The sequence below is a fragment of the Hydrogenophaga sp. BPS33 genome, assembly GCF_009859475.1.
Lineage (GTDB): Bacteria > Pseudomonadota > Gammaproteobacteria > Burkholderiales > Burkholderiaceae_C > Hydrogenophaga.
Genome location: NZ_CP044550.1, coordinates 41,389 through 58,898, shown reverse-complemented (window position 1 = coordinate 58,898; position 17,510 = coordinate 41,389). Strand labels below are relative to the sequence as shown.

21 protein-coding genes and 1 pseudogene are annotated in these 17,510 nt (G+C 61.0%); 9 read left to right on the top strand and 13 right to left on the bottom strand.

The genetic code is table 11. The features are described from left to right. Nucleotides 1-11 precede the first annotated feature (11 nt). From senB to F9K07_RS29660, 4 genes are all read left to right on the top strand, one after another. Nucleotides 12-941, top strand: a complete 930-nt coding sequence (senB, locus tag F9K07_RS29675) for a selenoneine biosynthesis selenosugar synthase SenB (protein WP_236582119.1) — start codon at nucleotides 12-14, stop codon at nucleotides 939-941. 131 nt (nucleotides 942-1,072) lie between these two features. Beyond that, on the top strand, nucleotides 1,073-1,429 hold the full coding sequence (locus F9K07_RS29670) for a PadR family transcriptional regulator (RefSeq protein WP_159597218.1): 357 nt from the start codon (nucleotides 1,073-1,075) through the stop codon (nucleotides 1,427-1,429). Continuing rightward, nucleotides 1,377-2,630, top strand: coding sequence for a chromate efflux transporter (gene chrA, locus F9K07_RS29665; RefSeq protein WP_159597217.1), 1,254 nt, complete (start codon nucleotides 1,377-1,379; stop codon nucleotides 2,628-2,630). Before F9K07_RS29670 ends, chrA begins: the two co-directional genes overlap by 53 nt. A 190-nt stretch (nucleotides 2,631-2,820) precedes the next feature. Beyond that, the gene (locus F9K07_RS29660; RefSeq protein WP_159597216.1) at nucleotides 2,821-3,258 is read left to right on the top strand and encodes a MerR family transcriptional regulator; all 438 of its coding nucleotides are present in this window, start codon (nucleotides 2,821-2,823) and stop codon (nucleotides 3,256-3,258) included. 76 nt (nucleotides 3,259-3,334) lie between these two features. On the opposite strand, the pseudogene F9K07_RS32345 reads toward F9K07_RS29660, so the two are convergent. Then, nucleotides 3,335-3,517: pseudogene (locus F9K07_RS32345) on the bottom strand (IS110 family transposase); the annotation flags it as partial. Nucleotides 3,518-3,635: 118 nt separating this feature from the next. On the opposite strand from F9K07_RS32345, the gene F9K07_RS29655 reads away from it, so the two are divergent. Together F9K07_RS29655 and F9K07_RS29650 are read left to right on the top strand one after the other, a co-directional pair. Continuing rightward, complete coding sequence (locus F9K07_RS29655; RefSeq protein WP_159597215.1) at nucleotides 3,636-4,058, top strand: hypothetical protein; 423 nt, start codon at nucleotides 3,636-3,638, stop codon at nucleotides 4,056-4,058. Nucleotides 4,059-4,297: 239 nt separating this feature from the next. Further along, nucleotides 4,298-6,610 (top strand): heavy metal translocating P-type ATPase, encoded by a 2,313-nt coding sequence (locus F9K07_RS29650; protein ID WP_236582128.1) that lies wholly within the window; start codon nucleotides 4,298-4,300, stop codon nucleotides 6,608-6,610. Between the two features lie 116 nt (nucleotides 6,611-6,726). Here the strand turns inward: F9K07_RS29650 and F9K07_RS29645 are convergent, their stop codons facing one another. The 4 genes from F9K07_RS29645 to merT all read right to left on the bottom strand — a co-directional run bounded on the left by F9K07_RS29645 (nucleotide 6,727) and on the right by merT (nucleotide 8,026). After that, nucleotides 6,727-7,011: a CopK family periplasmic copper-binding protein gene (locus F9K07_RS29645; RefSeq protein ID WP_159597214.1), complete on the bottom strand. Its 285-nt coding sequence runs from the start codon at nucleotides 7,009-7,011 to the stop codon at nucleotides 6,727-6,729. Nucleotides 7,012-7,134: 123 nt separating this feature from the next. After that, nucleotides 7,135-7,359 carry a GDCCVxC domain-containing (seleno)protein gene (locus tag F9K07_RS32030; RefSeq protein WP_159597213.1) on the bottom strand — a complete coding sequence of 75 codons (225 nt, stop codon included), beginning with the start codon at nucleotides 7,357-7,359 and terminating at the stop codon, nucleotides 7,135-7,137. After that, the gene (gene merP / locus F9K07_RS29635; protein WP_159597212.1) at nucleotides 7,356-7,652 is read right to left on the bottom strand and encodes a mercury resistance system periplasmic binding protein MerP; all 297 of its coding nucleotides are present in this window, start codon (nucleotides 7,650-7,652) and stop codon (nucleotides 7,356-7,358) included. Before merP ends, F9K07_RS32030 begins: the two co-directional genes overlap by 4 nt. Next, complete coding sequence (gene merT, locus F9K07_RS29630) at nucleotides 7,652-8,026, bottom strand: mercuric ion transporter MerT (RefSeq protein WP_159597211.1); 375 nt, start codon at nucleotides 8,024-8,026, stop codon at nucleotides 7,652-7,654. Before merT ends, merP begins: the two co-directional genes overlap by 1 nt. Before the next feature lie 42 nt (nucleotides 8,027-8,068). Here merT and merR point away from each other — a divergent pair, with 42 nt between their 5' ends. Continuing rightward, nucleotides 8,069-8,521, top strand: a complete 453-nt coding sequence (gene merR, locus F9K07_RS29625; protein ID WP_201451623.1) for an Hg(II)-responsive transcriptional regulator — start codon at nucleotides 8,069-8,071, stop codon at nucleotides 8,519-8,521. A 113-nt stretch (nucleotides 8,522-8,634) separates the two neighbouring features. On the opposite strand, the gene F9K07_RS29620 is transcribed toward merR, so the two are convergent. From F9K07_RS29620 to F9K07_RS29605, 4 genes are all read right to left on the bottom strand, one after another. Next, nucleotides 8,635-8,976 carry a copper-binding protein gene (locus F9K07_RS29620; RefSeq protein WP_159597209.1) on the bottom strand — a complete coding sequence of 114 codons (342 nt, stop codon included), beginning with the start codon at nucleotides 8,974-8,976 and terminating at the stop codon, nucleotides 8,635-8,637. A gap of 57 nt (nucleotides 8,977-9,033) precedes the next feature. Then, on the bottom strand, nucleotides 9,034-9,525 hold the full coding sequence (locus F9K07_RS29615) for a cupredoxin domain-containing protein (RefSeq protein WP_159597208.1): 492 nt from the start codon (nucleotides 9,523-9,525) through the stop codon (nucleotides 9,034-9,036). Between the two features lie 65 nt (nucleotides 9,526-9,590). Then, nucleotides 9,591-10,970, bottom strand: a complete 1,380-nt coding sequence (locus tag F9K07_RS29610) for a multicopper oxidase family protein (protein ID WP_442907463.1) — start codon at nucleotides 10,968-10,970, stop codon at nucleotides 9,591-9,593. A gap of 38 nt (nucleotides 10,971-11,008) precedes the next feature. Then, nucleotides 11,009-12,121 (bottom strand): hypothetical protein, encoded by a 1,113-nt coding sequence (locus tag F9K07_RS29605; protein ID WP_236582117.1) that lies wholly within the window; start codon nucleotides 12,119-12,121, stop codon nucleotides 11,009-11,011. A gap of 140 nt (nucleotides 12,122-12,261) precedes the next feature. Here F9K07_RS29605 and F9K07_RS29600 point away from each other — a divergent pair, with 140 nt between their 5' ends. Together F9K07_RS29600 and F9K07_RS29595 are read left to right on the top strand one after the other, a co-directional pair. Then, nucleotides 12,262-12,945 carry a heavy metal response regulator transcription factor gene (locus F9K07_RS29600; RefSeq protein ID WP_159597205.1) on the top strand — a complete coding sequence of 228 codons (684 nt, stop codon included), beginning with the start codon at nucleotides 12,262-12,264 and terminating at the stop codon, nucleotides 12,943-12,945. Continuing rightward, nucleotides 12,945-14,333, top strand: a complete 1,389-nt coding sequence (locus F9K07_RS29595; RefSeq protein ID WP_159597204.1) for a heavy metal sensor histidine kinase — start codon at nucleotides 12,945-12,947, stop codon at nucleotides 14,331-14,333. Before F9K07_RS29600 ends, F9K07_RS29595 begins: the two co-directional genes overlap by 1 nt. 38 nt (nucleotides 14,334-14,371) lie before the next feature. Here F9K07_RS29595 and F9K07_RS29590 read toward each other — a convergent pair whose 3' ends face one another. From F9K07_RS29590 to F9K07_RS29575, 4 genes are all read right to left on the bottom strand, one after another. Next, nucleotides 14,372-14,773 carry a DUF305 domain-containing protein gene (locus F9K07_RS29590; RefSeq protein WP_236582116.1) on the bottom strand — a complete coding sequence of 134 codons (402 nt, stop codon included), beginning with the start codon at nucleotides 14,771-14,773 and terminating at the stop codon, nucleotides 14,372-14,374. Nucleotides 14,774-15,313: 540 nt separating this feature from the next. After that, nucleotides 15,314-15,886 carry a class I SAM-dependent methyltransferase gene (locus F9K07_RS29585; RefSeq protein WP_159597203.1) on the bottom strand — a complete coding sequence of 191 codons (573 nt, stop codon included), beginning with the start codon at nucleotides 15,884-15,886 and terminating at the stop codon, nucleotides 15,314-15,316. A gap of 191 nt (nucleotides 15,887-16,077) precedes the next feature. Further along, nucleotides 16,078-16,734: a transmembrane anchor protein gene (locus F9K07_RS29580; RefSeq protein WP_159597202.1), complete on the bottom strand. Its 657-nt coding sequence runs from the start codon at nucleotides 16,732-16,734 to the stop codon at nucleotides 16,078-16,080. Nucleotides 16,735-16,754: 20 nt separating this feature from the next. Beyond that, nucleotides 16,755-17,492 (bottom strand): HupE/UreJ family protein, encoded by a 738-nt coding sequence (locus F9K07_RS29575; RefSeq protein WP_159597201.1) that lies wholly within the window; start codon nucleotides 17,490-17,492, stop codon nucleotides 16,755-16,757. Nucleotides 17,493-17,510: the final 18 nt, after the last annotated feature.

Sequence of the window (17,510 nt, the reverse complement as noted above, 5' to 3'; positions counted from 1 at the left end):
AACTTGTCATCGTGACCCCTGCACTCGCCGATGCCAACAATGGCAACTGGCAAACGGCGCACCGCTGGTCGCACCTGCTGAGCGGAGCATACCGAGTCCGGCTGACCGCGCAATGGTCCGATCACGACGACGCACTCATGATCGCGCTGCACGCCAGGCGTTCCGCACACTCGATCGTGGCGTGGCGCGAGCGTCACCCAGGGCGACCCCTGGTGTTGGTTCTGACTGGCACCGACCTCTACCGAGACATTGCCAGCGACGCCGATGCGCACCGTTCATTGGAACTCGCCGACAGGCTCGTCGTGCTCAATGCATTGGGCGCTCGCGCACTGCCGGCTCATCTCCAGGACAAGGCCCATGTCGTTCTTCAATCCTGCAGCGCCCGTGTCGCGGTCGGCAAGAGCCCAAACCACTTGCGTGCGCTGATGGTCGGGCATCTGCGCAGCGAAAAGGACCCCCAGACCTACTTCGAAGCCGCCCGACTATTGGCTCACGATGCCAACATCCACTTTGACCACATCGGTGCAGCATTGGATGCCGACTTAGGGCAACAGGCGCAGGCCCTTCACGCAGCCTGTCCGAACTACCGATGGCTGGGACCACTGTCACACGATGCGACCCGAAGGCGCATTCAGCGCGCCCATGTCCTCGTGCATCCCAGCCGGATGGAAGGGGGCGCCCACGTCGTGATCGAGGCCGTGCGCAGCGGCACGCCCGTGCTGGCCTCACACATCGACGGGAACGTGGGGTTGCTGGGCGCTCGGTATTCGGGGTACTTTGCGGTGGGAAACGCAGCAGAGTTGGCCGCCAAGCTTGTCGATCTGCACCTACATCAAGGATTGCTTGCACAGCTGGCGCAGCAGGCACAGGCGTGCTCCGTCCAATTCGATGCCGAAAGCGAAGCCCGCTCGCTGAAGTCCTTGCTCGCCCCTTTGATTTAGGAAGCGGCCATTTCCGGGCGGCCCCTAGCGCTGCCGGACTCAACGGGCATTGGCGGGAGAATGCGGTCTTGGGCACGTGTAGATTTGCGGGAAAAACATGGTCGCATTTACAATATCCAACTTCAATATCGATGACCGATACAGTAAGAGACATCTTCCTTGCGTTTGTGCGGGTGCACATCCTGTATCACGCAGCGCATGAGCGAATCTTCGGGGCCGGCATGGCGGAGGAACTCGGGCGGCACGGCTACACCTTGAGCCCGGGCACCCTGTATCCGCTGTTGCATCGCCTTGAGCTTGAAGGTTTGCTGGTGAGCGAGTCGGAGGTCGTGGGAGGCAAGGTGCGCAAGTACTACGTCGCCACCGACAGGGGCCGAGAGGTCCTGGCCGAGATTCGTCCGAAGTTGTCCGAGCTGGTCGGCGAAGCCCTGCCACATGAACCAAACGCAGCAGCCCGAACAAAATCTTCCCGCACAACCCGCCGTTGATGGTGCGAGCGCCATCCGTTCGCGAGGCACGGTGCTTGAGGTCCTCATCGCGTTCCTCAAGCTTGGCTTGACATCCTTCGGTGGGCCGGTGGCCCACCTCAGCTACTTTCGCGCAGAGTTCGTCGAGCGCCGCGGGTGGTTAGACGACAAGAGCTACTCGGATCTGGTGGCGCTGTGCCAGTTCTTGCCGGGGCCCGCGAGCAGCCAGGTCGGTATTGCGCTCGGACTGGGGCGTGCTGGCTGGGGTGGGGCGATGGCGGCCTGGATCGGGTTCACGCTGCCTTCCGCTGTGGCGCTCATTCTCTTTGCGGCTGGTGTTACGCAATGGTCCGCCCTATCGCAGTCGGGTGGTGTTCACGGCCTGAAGGTCGTTGCGGTGGCCGTCGTAGCTCAGGCAGTATGGGGCATGTCCAAGTCGCTGTGCCCCGATCGCTTGCGCGCAGGCGTCGCCATTGTGGCGGCCCTGCTGGTGCTGGCGGTTCCCTCGGCGATAGGGCAGATCGCCGCCATCGTCGCCGGCGGATTGGTCGGCCGATGGGCATTGAACCTCGGACATCTCCCGGCGGCGCAACACCGCGACTACGGCGTGAGCAAGGCGATCGGGGCCGCATTGATTGGCCTGTTCGTCATCCTGCTCTTGGCACTGCCTCTCCTAGCCTCTGCGGTGCGCTCGCCGGGACTGTCAATCATCGCCAGCTTTTATCAGGCTGGTGCCCTGGTGTTCGGTGGCGGCCACGTGGTGCTCCCCTTGCTGCAGGCAGGGGTGGTTCCTGACGGGCTAGTCTCGAACGACGTCTTCCTCGCTGGCTACGGTGCCGCCCAGGCGGTACCGGGCCCCTTGTTCACCTTCGCTGCTTTCCTCGGCGCCGTCATGCCCGGCCCATTGGGAGGCTGGTTGGGCGGGCTGGCGTTGCTCCTGGCCATCTTCCTGCCCGCGTCCCTGCTAGTAGTCGGCGCGCTCCCGTTCTGGGAGACCCTGCGTCAGCGTGATGGCGTCCAGCGTGCGATGGCTGGCGTCAATGCCGCCGTCGTCGGTGTCCTGCTTGCAGCGCTCTACGACCCGGTCTGGACCAGTGCCATTCACTCCACAGCGGATTTCGGACTTGCCTTGGCGGCATTCGGACTGCTGGTTTACGCACGTCTTTCGCCGGTGCTGGTCGTCTCTTTGGCCGCAGCCGCTGGGTGGATGCTTGCCCTTTAAAAGGTAGGCGCGTAGCGACCCCAGATGCGGGACCAAGTGGTACGTCTTTCGATGGCACTTGGTTTAGCGTTTCGATGTAACACGGACACGCAAAGCGAAGGCGTGCTGCGCAGCAAGCTGCCAGATTTAGTGATGCAAGCGGTCCGGGGCGTATTGCTCGCCCATGTGCTCAGGTGCACACAACGTCAGAATGCTTGTCGACCTTTGCCCGCTTGCCGCCGCCGGTGTATCGGCCAAGATGGTCCGCCACTACGAACAGATTGGCCCCCTACCCGCGGCCGAGAGCAGCACATCGAGCTACCGCCTGTATGGCGAGCGCGAGGTGTCGGTGCTGCGCTTCATCCGCCAGTCGCGCCGGCTGGACCTTTCGGTCGCGCATATCGCCGAGCTCATCGGCCTGTGGAGCGACTCGCAGCAGCCGCGAGGTGAAGGCCATTGCCCAGCGTCACGCGATCTTCGGGCTAAAGTTGTTGGTAACCCCTGGACGGGTGCTTTGCACCTGCGAACCTTACTCGGTGGCGACTGTTGCGCTTCAAACTTGAATCCGCCCGTTGTATTATTTGTTCATGAACATCCGATCGGAGACCGAGTCCGTCAAGGATCTCCTTCAAAACGGGTTTCCTGTTGAATCCTGATGACAAAACACGGTCTGTGATTTCAGGTGCCAGTAATCTCCGTCGGATTCCACCTCACCTGGTCAAAGGCTATGCTTTGGCCAATACAGCCCACACGGTACGAGCCATTTTGTTGGCCAACACCACCACGACGTTGTAGTGACGCCGCGCCAGCAGCCGATCAATCCAGTTCGACTTCTCCAACCTGGCAACGACGGCTCTGGCTCCCGCTATCAGTAGGGTTGGCAAGTAGGTTTCTCCGCATCTGAAAATATACACAGATTCTGACGAAGGCGCGGCTCGTTGTGAACGGATGAATAGCCGTCGATTCCATGGTCGCCCGGTTGGCTGACCTCACGACGATTCGCCCGCGATTGAGGAACAGAAGCAAATGAAGAATCCAAAGAGGAATGGGGTGCCTTCGCGCAATGGAGCCGAAGGCACGGACGGAGTTGCATGGCCGGAGGCGTTCCGGCGTGTGATGGAAGAGCGACGGCACAACGGCTGCCTGTGTGTCGTCTCTCGTGTCTCTCAGGACGTCGAAGGTGTCGTGACACACGTTGAGTGGGGCGTCATCGACAAGTGGCTGTGCGACTGGCTCGCCGGTCCGCAGGTCGCCGAAGTTAGCGACGTCCTGCAGGCCGTGGAAGACGGTGGCCGGGTATCGACGTTGTTTGCCACGGAGACAGGATTCGCCCGGGGACCGAACGTTGCCATCGACCACACGCGCCAGTTCGCGCTGGAGCGTGATGGCCCGGCACAGTGGAACGTCCATATGCTTGCAAGGCTGCAGCTGGCCCGTCGCCTTCATTGATGCGGCGCCCGTCCCGGGAATGTAGAGCCAATAACCCGGCATTCGCTTCGGGGCTGCTCGCGCGAGGCCCGCTTCAACCTGCTGCCGCCTCGACGAAAGGACGAAGTCGTGTCCAAGTAATCCCGCCCGTCGGTGGGCAATCAGCCCCACGGGAGGCGCGAAATCTTCTGGAAGGAAAAGACGTGGGACCACAAGCACAACACGACCATGCGGGCCACCACCACGGCGCGCCCAAACCACTGCTTCCATCAGACGGACTGAAAGACCCAGTGTGCGGGATGGCGGTCACCGAGCAGTCGCCGCATCACCTGGGACACGCAGGGAAACGCCACTATTTCTGCAGTGCGAAGTGCCTGACTCGGTTTGCTGCCGAACCGGCCGAATTCGTTCAAACCGAAGCGGGGCGTCGAGCGGCCCCGGCCCCCGCTCCTGAGGCTAAGCCCGGCACGATCTACACCTGCCCCATGCACCCGGAGATCCGGCAGGACCACCCGGGCAACTGCCCCAAATGCGGCATGTCGCTGGAACCGGTCATGCCCGAACTGGGCGCCGACGAGAACCCGGAACTGGTGGATTTCCAGCGCCGGTTCTGGTGGACCTTGCCGCTCACGGTGGTGGTCACCGTGCTGGCGATGTTCGGTCACCAGCTCGGCTGGTTCGACATGGCCACGCAGAGCTGGGTGGAGCTGGTGCTGACCGTGCCGATCGTGCTGTGGGCCGGCTGGCCGTTCTTCGTGCGCGGCGCGCAGTCGATCGCGAACCGCAGCCCCAACATGTGGACGCTGATCAGCCTGGGCACGGGCGCGGCGTTCGTCTACAGCGTGGTGGCCACGGTGGCGCCGCAGGTGTTCCCCGACTCCTTTGTCTCGATGGGGCGGGTCGCGGTGTACTTCGAAGCGGCGGCGGTGATCATCTCGCTGACCCTGCTCGGCCAACTGCTGGAGCTCAAGGCGCGCTCACAAACCTCGGCGGCGATCCGCTCGCTGCTGGGCCTGGCGCCCAAGACCGCGCGGCGCATCTCGGCCGACGGCCAGGAAGAAGACGTGCCGCTGGCCCATGTGCATGTGGGCGACCTGCTGCGTGTGCGCCCCGGCGAGAAGGTGCCCACCGACGGTACCGTGGTCGAGGGCAGCAGCGCGCTCGATGAATCGATGCTCACCGGCGAGCCACTGCCGGTGACCAAGCGGGTCGGTGACAAGCTGATCGGCGCCACGCTCAACACCAGCGGCGCCCTGGTGATGCGCTCCGAACACGTCGGCTCGGACACCGTGCTCTCGCAGATCGTGCAGATGGTCGCCATGGCACAGCGCTCGCGCGCGCCGATGCAGCGCATAGCCGACCAGGTGGCAGGCTACTTCGTGGTGGGTGTCGTGGCGGCGGCGCTGCTGACCTTCTTCGGCTGGGGCTACTTTGGCCCCGAGCCGAGCTGGGTCTATGCCCTCATCAACGCGGTGGCCGTGTTGATCATCGCGTGCCCTTGCGCCTTGGGCCTGGCCACACCCATGTCCATCATGGTGGCGACCGGGCGCGGCGCCACCAACGGGGTCCTGTTCCGCGACGCCGCCGCCATCGAAAACCTGCGCAAGGTCGACACGCTGATCGTCGACAAGACCGGCACGCTGACCGAAGGGCGCCCCACCTTCGAGCGTGCCATCGGGCACGGAAACGTCCCCGAAGACGAGGTCTTGCGTCTCGCCGCCAGCCTGGACCAGGGCAGCGAACACCCACTGGCCGCCGCCATCGTGGCGGCAGCGAAGCAACAGGGACTCACGCTCGACAAGCCCGAGCAGTTCGACTCCGCGTCCGGCATCGGCGTGAAGGGCGTGGTGAGCGCCAAGTCCCTGGCCTTGGGCAACACCGCGCTGATGCAACAGCAAGGCGTGGACGTGGCGCCGCTGGCCACCCAGGCCGAAGCGCTGCGCGCACAGGGCGCCAGCGTCATGTTTCTCGCGGTGGACAAGGCACTGGCCGGTCTGCTCGCCGTGTCCGACCCGGTCAAAGCCACCACGGCCGCTGCGCTCGTGTCGCTGCGCCAGGCGAACATCCGCGTGATCATGGCCACCGGCGACGGCCTGACCACTGCGCGTTCCGTGGGCCAACGCCTGGGCATCGACGAGGTTCACGGTGAAGTGAAACCCGCCGACAAACTCCAGCTGGTCGAGACACTCCAGGCGCAGGGCCGCGTGGTCGCGATGGCCGGGGACGGCATCAACGACGCGCCCGCACTGGCCCGCGCCGATGTGGGCATTGCCATGGGCACAGGCACCGACGTGGCGATGAACAGCGCCCAGCTCACGCTGGTCAAGGGCGATCTGCGCGGCATTGCCACGGCCCGCGCGCTCTCGGTGGCGACGGTGGCCAACATGAAGCAGAACCTGGCGTTCGCCTTCGTCTACAACGCCCTGGGCATTCCGCTGGCCGCGGGCTTGCTGTACCCGTTCACCGGCTGGCTGCTGTCACCCATGATCGCCGCGCTGGCCATGAGCCTGAGCTCGGCCTCGGTGATCGGCAACGCGCTGCGGTTGCGCGGCGCGGTCATCCGGGAAGGTTGACGGAGGCAAAGCCGTCCAAATGGAAAAGACCTGCCCGCCAGCACTGCCGAGAAGGTCTTGAAAGTTTGGCTCGCATGCAGTGAAGTCTTCACCGCGGGAGTTCAGGCGCCTCAGCCTTAGTTTTGGTGGCCTTTGTTGAGCAGAGAAAACAACCGTGCGACTTCATTGCCCACGGTCGTGATGCTTTTCCCATCGGCGGTCTGAACGACCTCACCCTTGGCGAGGTGAATCGCACGTCCAAACTTGCTTTCTTTCGCCATCAACCCGTCCTTGAAGATGTAGAGCGTTTCACCGTTTTGCAGTGCAATGACCTGCTTGGCCTCGGACCTGGCGGCGTCCATCGCGAAGGCCGGGGCCAATGCGGCTATTGAGAGGGCGAGAATGCTGAGCTTGCGAATCATGAAGGTCTCCTTTGAGAATCACATAGTTCGACTGAATCAATGTGGTACAGCGTACGAGTTCAATGTAGCGAAGCACTCCTGACCCGCAGCTTGCGAATGCATTACATCTTGGTCAGCGCAGAGTCAGGAGGCCTTGCCGCAACCAGATTGCCGTCCATCTTGCATCGGTGGGCACCGCACCGTTCCGTAAGAGCAAAACACGCAGCAGTCACCCGTCTTGGGACGAAGGACCGCGTGGCACCCTTCACATTCATAAAACCACTGACAGGCATCGGTGGGCATGGTTTCGGTTCTGGCGTGCCCACATTGCGGACAGGTCAACACCGAAGTCAGAACCACCTCGATCACGGTTTGACTCCAGTGACGGTTGACGGGAAGCCGGCGTTCTTGGTCGCCTGCGTCAGTGCCTCTAATGACACCCGGGCATCGTCGTAAACCACCGTGGTCTCGCTCTTTCCGAGGTTGGAAGTCACGTTGACCACGCCGCCCAATTTCATCAGAGCCATCTTGATCGTGATGGGGCAGGTGGCGCAGGACATGCCGGGGACAGCGAGCGTGGCGGTCTTCTGCGCTGCCCACACAGGCACACTCAGCGCAAACCCGGCAGCGATCAAGATGCGTTTCACAGGCAAGCCTTTCATCAATAGAACCAGGAGGCAATCAGCGGGAATCCCATCGCGGCGACGAGCAGCAGCAACACGACACCGAACAGAAATTTGTAAGTGCGATTGATGCTGGGAGTCGCACACACCTGGCCCGGTTCGCATGCAGCTGCAGGCCTCCATATTTTTCTTGCAGCAAAGAACAGCGCCACCAGCGAAGCACCCATGAACAGCGGTTGATAGGGCTCCAATGCCGCCAGATGGCTGATCCATGCGCCCGAGATGCCCGCCATGATCAATACCAGTGGGCCGAGGCAGCAGGCCGATGCGAACAGTGCAGCAAGACCGCCGGCCAGCAGTGCTTTGCCGCCATGCCTGGTTGCCGAATCGGAGGTGGTGGGATGAGATGGCATGGGATAACCTTAACGCCGTACCCAAGTACGGAGTCAAGCGACATGAACGATACCCACAGACCCGCCGAGCCCGGCATGACGATTGGCGGATTGGCCAAAGCAGCTGACGTCAATGTCGAGACCATCCGCTTCTACCAACGCAAGGGATTGATGCCTGAGCCGCAGCGGCCATCTGGCGGAATTCGGCGCTACGCAGAAGAGGATCGCTCTCGACTGCATTTCATCAAGTCGGCGCAACGTCTGGGATTCAGCCTGGATGAGATAGCCGAGTTACTGCAGCTCGAAGACGGCACCAGTTGTGCCCAGGCCCGAACCAAAGCGCAGGCCAAGCTTGTGGACGTCCGTGCCAAGCTGGAGGACTTGCGCCGAATGGAAGGGGTGCTCGAGGGATTGATTCGCCTGTGTGGCGCATCCAGGGGCAAGGTGCGATGCCCGCTGATCGCGGCCTTGAAGGAAGACGTCCCGTCGAGTGCCAACCCCAGCGCTTGCGCGTGAGACCCCGGCGCAGCCCTTTGCTCAGCCATCAAGCCGAGTGAGCAAAAAGGCGGGGCTCGGTTGAAGCAACCGAGTCCTGCACGAGAGCCGTCTTAATATGTCGGCCAGTCAGCTCACTTACCGGGTTGAATGTCGGTGACGACCATCTTGCCTGCGTCTTTAATGACGATGAACTGAACCTTCTCCCCCACCTTAACCTTATCCAGGACGGCCTTGTCCTTGACCGTGAAAACCATGGTCATCGGGGGCATGTCCATGTGCTTGATCTCGCCGTGCTTGATCGTGATCTTGCCGTTTTCTTTGTCGATCTTGCGAATTTCGCCGTCGGTCATACCCGGTGCTGCCGTCATACCCATCTTGTTGTTGTCCATGGTCATTTGCGCCAGCGCGGGCCCGGCGAGGGCAAAGGAAAGAGCGGCCACTGAAGCGGCCAGACTCAGGTTGAGTTTTTTCATGTGATGTTCCTTCAATCAGATGTTGCAGTGAGCAGCCGGGGCAGTTGGCTTGCTGACCTACTTGTTGGTCACTTTGATCTGACCCTTCATGCCTGCGTCGTAGTGGCCGGGGTGAAGGCAGGCAAAATCAACGACACCGCCTTTCGTGAAACGCCAGATGACCTCGCCTTTCTGCCCAGGTTTCAAGGAAATTTTATTGGCCTCCTGGTGCTCCATGCCCGGAAACTTCTTCATGACTTCGTAGTGTTCCTTCAGCTCCTTTTCCGTGCCCAAGCTGAACTCGTGCGCTACCTTGCCGGAGTTCGTGACGACGAAGCGGATGGTTTCCCCCTTCTTGACGGCCACCAGTGCCGGGGTGAAGCGCATGCTGTCGGCTGCATCGACCTCAATCGTTCGAGATACCTTGCTGGCAACACCGGGCTCACCAATAGGCGATTCGGCGTGGCCTCCGCCGTGCGTGCCTGCCGCAGTGGCCGCTGATGCAGCCAGAATGGCCGCGACAAACAAGAGACTGGAGCGCTTGGAAAGAGGGGCTTGCGTGAATGTCATTTGAACTCTCTGAGTTGGTGGGTTGAGAAAGCAGGCGGGGAGGGAAAGCGTAAGAAGGTCGAGCTTCAATGCGACATGCCTTTGCCGTTCGGCTTGACCACTGTGGCCTTGGCCGGGCTCGTGTCTGCGCTGGCCTTTGACCTGACGGCAGGCAGCGGCGCACCCGTCCATTCCTGCGCGACCGTGCCCTCAGGGAATTTGTAGGGTCCCGGATCCTTGTAGTCGCCTGGTTTCTGATCCTTGCGCACCTTGAACACCGTGAACATGCCCCCCATCTCGATCGGTCCGAACTGGCCTGTGCCGGTCATCATGGGAGCGGTGTTGTCGGGAATGGGCATCTGCATTTCGCCCATGTCGGCCATGCCGCGCTCGCCCATCAGCATGTAGTCGGGCACCACTTTCTGAATTTTGTTGATCATCCCTCGGTGGTCCACGCCGATCATGGTGGGCACGTCGTGACCCATGGCGTTCATGGTGTGGTGGCTCTTGTGGCAGTGCAGGGCCCAGTCGCCTTCCTCATCGGCGATCAGTTCGATCTGGCGCATCTGTCCCACGGCCACGTCGGTCGTCACCTCGTACCAACGCGTGTTCGGTGGCGTGGGGCCTCCGTCGGTTCCAGTCACAAGAAACTCATGTCCATGCAGGTGAATCGGGTGGTTGGTCATCGTCAGGTTGCCCACGCGAATCCTGACCCGGTCGTTGAGACGCACGTTGAGCGTATCAATGGCAGGGAACACCCGGCTGTTCATGCACCAGATATTGAAGTCGGTCATCGTGGCGGTTTTGGGCGTCTTGCTGCCAGGCTCGACATCAAACGCATTGAGCAGGAAACAGAAGTCGCGGTCAACCTCGCTGATGTGAGGGTGCTTGGCCTTGGGGTGGGTGACCCACATGCCCATCATGCCCATGGCCATCTGGACCATCTCGTCCGCGTGGGGGTGGTACATGAAGGTGCCCGGGCGGCGCGCTTCGAACTCATACACGAAGGTCTTGCCCACGGGAATCTGCGGCTGGTTCAGGCCGCCCACACCGTCCATGCCATTGGGCAGGCGTTGGCCGTGCCAGTGAATGGTGGTGTGCTCGGGAAGCTTGTTGGTGACGAAGATGCGCACGCGGTCGCCCTCGACCACTTCAATCGTCGGGCCCGGGCTCTGGCCGTTGTAGCCCCACATGTTGACCTTGAATCCCGGTGAGACTTCGCGCACCACCGGCTCGGCCACCAGGTGGAATTCCTTGACGCCGTTGTTCATCTTCCAGGGCAAAGTCCATCCGTTGAGCGTCACCACCGGGTTGTAGGGTCGGCCAGTGGTTGGCACCAAAGGGGGCGCCGTGCCCACGGACGTCGCGTAGACGGGTTCGGGCAAGGCGGCCATGGCGGACCGGGCCACCGCCAGGCCGGCCACCGAAGCGGCGGCACCTGCGAAGAATTGACGACGTGAATTGATGAGACTCATGCTATTTTCTTTCAATGCTTTCGATGCGATCAATGGGCTGCGGCAGCAGCGGGCTCACCGCCACCACTCCCGCCCAGGGAAACAAAACTGTCCGGGGCACCTCCTTGAAGGACCCACTGCAGATCGGTCTCTGCCATCCAGAAGTCACGCTGTGCTTCGATAGCGCTGGCCACCGCTTGTGACTGGCTGGAAACCTCGCCCAACAAGTCCCACACGCTCTTGAGCATGCCGTTGTAGTGAAGAACGGTTTCCTCGGTGATGAACTCGCGGACCTTCAGCACTTCCTCACGGGCGCTCATGGCCAGGGCATGGCTGGACAAGTACGCCTGTCGCGCAAGACGGGCATTGGCCCCGCTTCTCATCCCCTCTGCCCGTGGCAACTGGGCCGCAATAGCAGCAGCCCGTCCATCAAGAACCTGTGACGACAAGGCCTGAGCCGGCAGATCCGGCAATCGCTCAGGCAGGGAAACTGCGGTGTGCATACCCGTGAGTTGCAACGTCTTGATGAGAGCGGCCTCCGCCTGCGTGGCGGCGTACTGCGCGCGTCGCACGTTCATCTGGGCGGATGACTGCGCCAGCTGAACCTGGGCCTGCTGGAGCTTGCTCCAGTTCCCCACGCTCACCATCCGGCGGCCCAACTCGTTTCCGGCCTCGGCCGCATCCTGGGCATCGCGGTGTTGCTTGAGCACCTGGCGGGCCGCGACCGCTTGAAGCCACGCCTTGCGACCCTGCACGGCGACTTCAAGCAACTCGTCCAGATCATCGACACGGCGCTGCAGCATCGGGTCAAGCTCTGTCCACCGCCCTTTGGCGATCAGATCCACATTCGCGTCACCGATGCGGTTCATGGGCTTGACCAGTTCGCGGTGCGCCCGCCAGGCTTGGCGCACAGCGTCTTCTGAAGTCATCAAGCTCAGACTGGCGGCTGCCTGCTCCTGGTCTTTCGCAGCGGGCATGTTCTCTTTTTCCCATTTGAGAATGTCTGCGTGGCCACGCTTGTACTGCCCCACGGCGTCGTTGGCGTCACGCCAGTTCTTTTCTGCGGGCGCCGGTGCGATCTGCGCAGACACAACCAAGGGAAGGGCCAGCACACCCAGAGCGATGGCTCTCAGTGCTGGGGAGGAATTGCGTCTATGAATCACTGATTTGCTCCTGTTCAACCGTTTCAAGCTGCACGCAGTTTGCAAAGCCCCCCCCGTCGCGAGCCTTTCGTTTGCATTACAAAGTTGTCAGGTTCGGTTGCGAACAGCCGCTGGCAGCGAAAATAGCGTCAGGAGAGAACGTGAAAATTCTGATCGTTGAAGACGAACCCAAGACGGGTGACTACCTCCGCCTGGGGCTGCGCGAGGCCGGCTACGCCGTGGAATGGCTCGCCAATGGGGTTGACGGGCTGCACCAGGCCTTGGAGGGCGACCACGACCTCATCATCCTGGACGTCATGCTTCCTGGCATGAGCGGATGGCAGATCCTCAAGGGGCTGCGCGCTCAAGGCCGCCAAATGCCGGTGTTGTTACTGACCGCCAAAGACCATGTGGACGACCGCGTCAAAGGACTGGATCTGGGTGCGGATGACTATCTGGTCAAACCGTTTTCGTTCTCCGAGCTTCTGGCTAGAGTTCGCACTCTTCTGCGTCGAGGGCGTTCTGGAATGGAGCCGACCACCCTGCAGGTCGCGGATCTGGAGCTGGACTTGCTGCGCCGTCGAGCCACCCGCGCTGGCAAGCGCATTGACCTGACCGCCAAGGAGTTTGGATTGCTGGAGTTGTTGATGCGCCGCGCTGGTGAGGTTCTGCCCCGTTCGCTGATCGCTTCTCATGTATGGGACGTCAATTTCGACAGCGACACCAACGTCATCGAGGTGGCCATGCGGCGACTGCGTGCCAAGGTGGACGACGGATTTGAATGCCGCCTGCTGCAGACTGTGCGCGGCATGGGTTACGTGCTGGAAGTGCCGGAGCCACCCTGATGATCCGGCGCTTGACCCTCACCACCCGCCTCACCTTTCTGTACACCCTGGTTTCAGCCTCGGTCCTCCTGGGCCTCGGGGTCCTGGTTGCGTGGTCGACCCACCTTCACTTTGTCGAACTCGACCGCGACTACCTGCAGGACAAGGCCCATCTGATCCAGAAAATGGTGAATGAGACGCCAAACGCTGCAGAGCTTTCTGACAAGCTCAATGAACTGCTGGACGGCCACTACGGCCTGTTCATCCAAATCAAACGTGGAAATGAGCAATTGTTTGGGTCGAGCAGCATTTCTTTCCCAACTGAACTCGCCGCAGGGAGTGGCACAGCCCAGCCCGTCGATTGGGCCGATGGCGGACGACAACTGCGCGGAATGAGCACAGTGCTGTCGACTGCTCAGGTGCCTGACAGACTTGCAAGTTCAGTGGAGCGCATTCGCTTGACAATCGCCCTGGACACCCAACACCACAACCATTTCATGCAGGTTCTGCGCCAGCAGTTGGCGATCTACGTGGTGGTCGCCACCCTGCTCAGTGGTTTGCTGGGTTGGTGGGCCGCTCGCAGCGGTCTGGCGCCGCTGCGGATCATGAAGGAGCGAGCCCTGAGGGTAACTGCCCACAAGCTCGACCAGCGGATGCCGATCGAGGCGGTGCCTGTGGAAATGGCTGAACTGGCCAACAGCCTCAACACGATGCTGGAGCGACTGGAGTTGGATTTCGCGAAGCTGATGGATTTCTCAAGCGACCTCGCTCATGAGCTGCGCACACCCATCAGCAACTTGTTGACCCAGACCCAGGTATCCCTCTCGCAACGCCGCGATCCGGACACCTACCGAGACATCCTCGCCTCCAATGCCGAGGAACTCCAGCGCCTGGCGCGCATGGTGTCCGACATGCTGTTTCTGGCGAAAACCGATCACGGCATCGAACTTCCGAATCGAGAAAGCATCGCGCTGGAAGCCGAGGTGGCGAGCCTGCTGGATTTCTACGATGCGGTCGCTGAGGAGAAAGTGGTTTGTCTTAGGGTGGTGGGAACTGGCACAGTGGCGGGGGATCGCCTGATGATCCGGCGGGCCATCAGCAATCTGCTGTCAAACGCGCTGCGGCATTCACGCCCTCGTAGCGAGATTGAAGTGACCATCAATTCCCTGAAAAATGGCACTGCGTTGTGCATAACCAATACGGGCGACGCCATTGCTGCCATTGATCTGCCACGGTTGTTCGATCGGTTCTATCGTGTGGACAAGGCGCGCACTCATCCCTCCTCGGATGGCGCAGGTTTAGGATTGGCGATCACCAAGGCCATCATGCTCGCTCACGATGGGAGCGTATCGGTCACATCGACTGCAGGAACAACGCAGTTTTGTTTGCGGTTTCCGCGTCAGCACTGAAGAGGTTCAGCCCAACGTATCCCCTTCATCTATGCCGATCACTTCTGCGCTGCGAGCCACTTGTCGAACTGTGCAATTTCCTTCTTTTGCGCCGCGATGATCTGTTTGGCCATGGCCTTCATTTCGGAAGACTTGCCGTTCTTCAGCTCCAGTTCGGCCATGTTCAAGGCTTTCTGGTGGTGAATTTTCATCATCAATGCGAAATCCTTGTCGACGTTGCCCGTCATCGGCATCTTCTGCATTTCCTCCATGCCCATCATCATGGAAGCTTTCATGTCCTTGGCGTCAGCCGAGCCCTTGTGCATTTCCCCCATGGGCATGGTCGCAGAAGGGCTCGTCGCTGGACTAGTTTGGGCCTGAGCTAAAGCCGACACCCCGCATAGTGCGGTCACCGATACGAGGCACAGCGCGGGCAAGGAAATCAGCTTGACGTATTTCATAGGGATCTCCTGAGCATGTAGATGACTTGATCATTGCCACGGCAACGCCGCCTGACTGTGCGGCAGCGCACAGTGAGATCGACGCAAGGCAGCAACCCACCGCGACGGCAAGCACCACAGTCCGCCCGCCCTCGTCCTGTGTCAACTGAATGCCCTTGCGGCATGATGGCCAGGGACATCAATGCCCGCGACAAGGTCGATGCGATGGAAGACTGCTGCAACGACGCACCTACCTTCGAGCACACCGGCTAGGCCTGCACGCCCAGCCAGAGTTGCACAGCCCACGCCGCCTGGATGTCCGCGTACCTACTCGGATTGAATCGCGCCGGATTACCTGAGCCCGGGTTGCTGAGCCGCTCTGCCGCTGATCAGCTGCGGTAGTTCGATCGGTTCTATCGTGTGAAAAATGCGCGCACTCATTCTTACTCGGATGGCGCAGGGTTGGTTCTGGCGATCACCAAAGCAAGTACGCAGTTCTGTTTGCGGTTTACTCTTCTTGCTGTGTGTGCGTTGCCGGCACCGATGTGGGATCTCTGCATGTCATCTCCGCGAGATTCGATACACCGAGGCGGGAGGCAAGTTGAAGAATGAGCTTCCGACGCGTTCGACCCTCAGGCCCATTCGAGCAAGAATCTCTGGTGCAATGGGACACCGAGTCATGTAGGTGAATTGGTACAGCGCCGCTCCAGAACGCAAACTTTGCATGCAGGCACCGACCACATTCCACTGTGCGCGCATTCCCATGGTCAATAGTGGCAGGCCGGATATCACGGCCTGAGCCTGCATCGTCTTCCACGGGTCCTTCCGCATACGCATTCGGGTCACATCCATTTCAAGCAGATGTGCCTTTGGAAAGCGTTGTCGCAGCAACACCGTGAAGTCTGGACTGTTCTCCACCAGCGTGAGAGCGGACTCGGGCACTCCCTTGGAGAGGATGCATCGCGTGAAGGCTCCGGTCCCCGGGCCCAGTTCGATGACAGGTCCTCCATCGGGCACGATGTCGCGGGTGATGAGGCGCGCCAATGCGTTGCTGGATGGCGCCACGGCCCCAGTTTTCATGGGCCGCTTGAGCCAGCTCTTGAGGAAGATACTTTGATCGGTTGATAGAGACACGGGCGAATCCTTCCAAGGACATCAATCACTCTCGGTCCCGGCACTGCGTGGCTGCGGACAATCGACGCATTCTGATGCGCGGCCTGCATGGCGTCTTGTACGAATGCGCCAATGGCGTTCGTTTGCGAACGGCTCCGCAGGTAGCGTGCTCTCATGGAGAGCGGCTCTCGCATCGCCGCTCTCTTTTCAGATCACTGGACCTGCTTGAGGTCGCTGTACTGGCCACGCGTGCGGAGCACGACCTTCACAGTTGCCTGACCTCGGTTGCGCCAATACCAACCATGGTTGCCGGTGAACGCCGCCACCAGATTGCCATCGTCGGCCGGCACGCCGCGGCCCTTTTCGTAGCTGATGGAACGCCCGCCGCCATCGCCGTGGGTATCGAAGTTAACAGAGCCTCCATTGACGACCCACTCAAATTCGGCCTTTTCACCCTCATTCATGCGCAACTTGATTTCCTTTCCTTCGCCCGAGGCAAGGGTGAATGTCACTTCGTCGCGCCAGTTTGCTTGAGGTTGGGCTGTGAGCGCAGCCTTCGGGGCCGCGATCAGGGCATCGGATGTCGCCGCACTTGCGTTCGCCATGACTGCGGCGACCGGTGCGGCAGGATTTCCCGCAGACGCTGCAGTTGCATCAGCTGCGGCTTCTGCCGCCAGCTGCTGCTTGATTTCACCCATCTCTGTCATTCGCAGGACGCGGCCCACACCTGTGGGGTCGATACCGTACTCAGCGGGCAGCACGATCGCCACCAGGATCACGATGGCGGAGATGGTAGCCAGGGCGGTGGAGCGCAGCAGTTGTCTGGAGGACGGCAACTCGGCGCGCAAAGGCGTTTCAGCGTTGTACATGGTCAGTGTTCCTTGGGTGTTCACGATACGAAGAAGCCGGTGAGCTGCATGCCCACCAAGATGAAGCCCGCGCTCATCATGGCGACGTTGGCGGTGTAGGCATTGCGGATGAAACTGGGGGTGCGGCGCCAATAGCTCATGCCGATCAGGATGACCGTCAATGCCAGCAGTTGCCCGATTTCCACACCCACGTTGAAGGCGAGCAGGTTGGGCACCAGTCCGTCTGGGGAGATTTCGTACTCCAGGATCTTGGTGGACAGGCCAAAGCCGTGGAACAGGCCAAACACCAGGGTGGCGATCTTGGTGTTGGGCTGAAACCCCAGCCACCGCTGAAAAGCACCCAGGTTGTCCAAAGCTTTGTAGACGACCGACAGACCAATGATCGCGTCGATCAGATAGCTGTTGATCCCGACGTTGAAGTAAACGCCCAGGATCATGGTGGTGGAGTGTCCCAATGCGAACAGGCTCACATACAGACCGATGTGGGAAAGCCGGTACAGGAAGAAGATCACCCCAAACAGGAACAGCAGGTGGTCGTAGCCGGTCATCATGTGCTTGGCACCCAGGTACATGAAGGGCAGCAGGTTGACGCCCGATATTTCCTGGATGTAGCCCTTGTCGCCAGCGGTCACCGCATGGGCGAAAGCCTCGGAGGTCCCAATGAGCAACAAGATGAAGAGCGCCGAAAGTAGCAAGAGACGTGACTGCCACGTCGCCCATGGCGAACGTGGCAGCCTGTCTTGAAGAAGGCTGTGCATGAAGACTCCAATGGTCTG

Excerpts from the sequence above, each read along its gene's own strand:
- F9K07_RS29670 (WP_159597218.1), top strand. The coding sequence starts at position 1,073 with ATGACCGATACAGTAAGAGACATCTTCCTTGCGTTTGTGCGGGTGCAC.
- chrA (WP_159597217.1), top strand. The coding sequence starts at position 1,377 with ATGAACCAAACGCAGCAGCCCGAACAAAATCTTCCCGCACAACCCGCC.
- F9K07_RS29660 (WP_159597216.1), top strand. The coding sequence starts at position 2,821 with ATGCTTGTCGACCTTTGCCCGCTTGCCGCCGCCGGTGTATCGGCCAAG.
- F9K07_RS29655 (WP_159597215.1), top strand. The coding sequence starts at position 3,636 with ATGAAGAATCCAAAGAGGAATGGGGTGCCTTCGCGCAATGGAGCCGAA.
- F9K07_RS29645 (WP_159597214.1), bottom strand. The coding sequence starts at position 7,011 with ATGATTCGCAAGCTCAGCATTCTCGCCCTCTCAATAGCCGCATTGGCC.
- merP (WP_159597212.1), bottom strand. The coding sequence starts at position 7,652 with ATGAAAGGCTTGCCTGTGAAACGCATCTTGATCGCTGCCGGGTTTGCG.
- merT (WP_159597211.1), bottom strand. The coding sequence starts at position 8,026 with ATGCCATCTCATCCCACCACCTCCGATTCGGCAACCAGGCATGGCGGC.
- merR (WP_201451623.1), top strand. The coding sequence starts at position 8,069 with ATGAACGATACCCACAGACCCGCCGAGCCCGGCATGACGATTGGCGGA.
- F9K07_RS29620 (WP_159597209.1), bottom strand. The coding sequence starts at position 8,976 with ATGAAAAAACTCAACCTGAGTCTGGCCGCTTCAGTGGCCGCTCTTTCC.
- F9K07_RS29615 (WP_159597208.1), bottom strand. The coding sequence starts at position 9,525 with ATGACATTCACGCAAGCCCCTCTTTCCAAGCGCTCCAGTCTCTTGTTT.
- F9K07_RS29595 (WP_159597204.1), top strand. The coding sequence starts at position 12,945 with ATGATCCGGCGCTTGACCCTCACCACCCGCCTCACCTTTCTGTACACC.
- F9K07_RS29590 (WP_236582116.1), bottom strand. The coding sequence starts at position 14,773 with ATGAAATACGTCAAGCTGATTTCCTTGCCCGCGCTGTGCCTCGTATCG.
- F9K07_RS29580 (WP_159597202.1), bottom strand. The coding sequence starts at position 16,734 with ATGTACAACGCTGAAACGCCTTTGCGCGCCGAGTTGCCGTCCTCCAGA.
- F9K07_RS29575 (WP_159597201.1), bottom strand. The coding sequence starts at position 17,492 with ATGCACAGCCTTCTTCAAGACAGGCTGCCACGTTCGCCATGGGCGACG.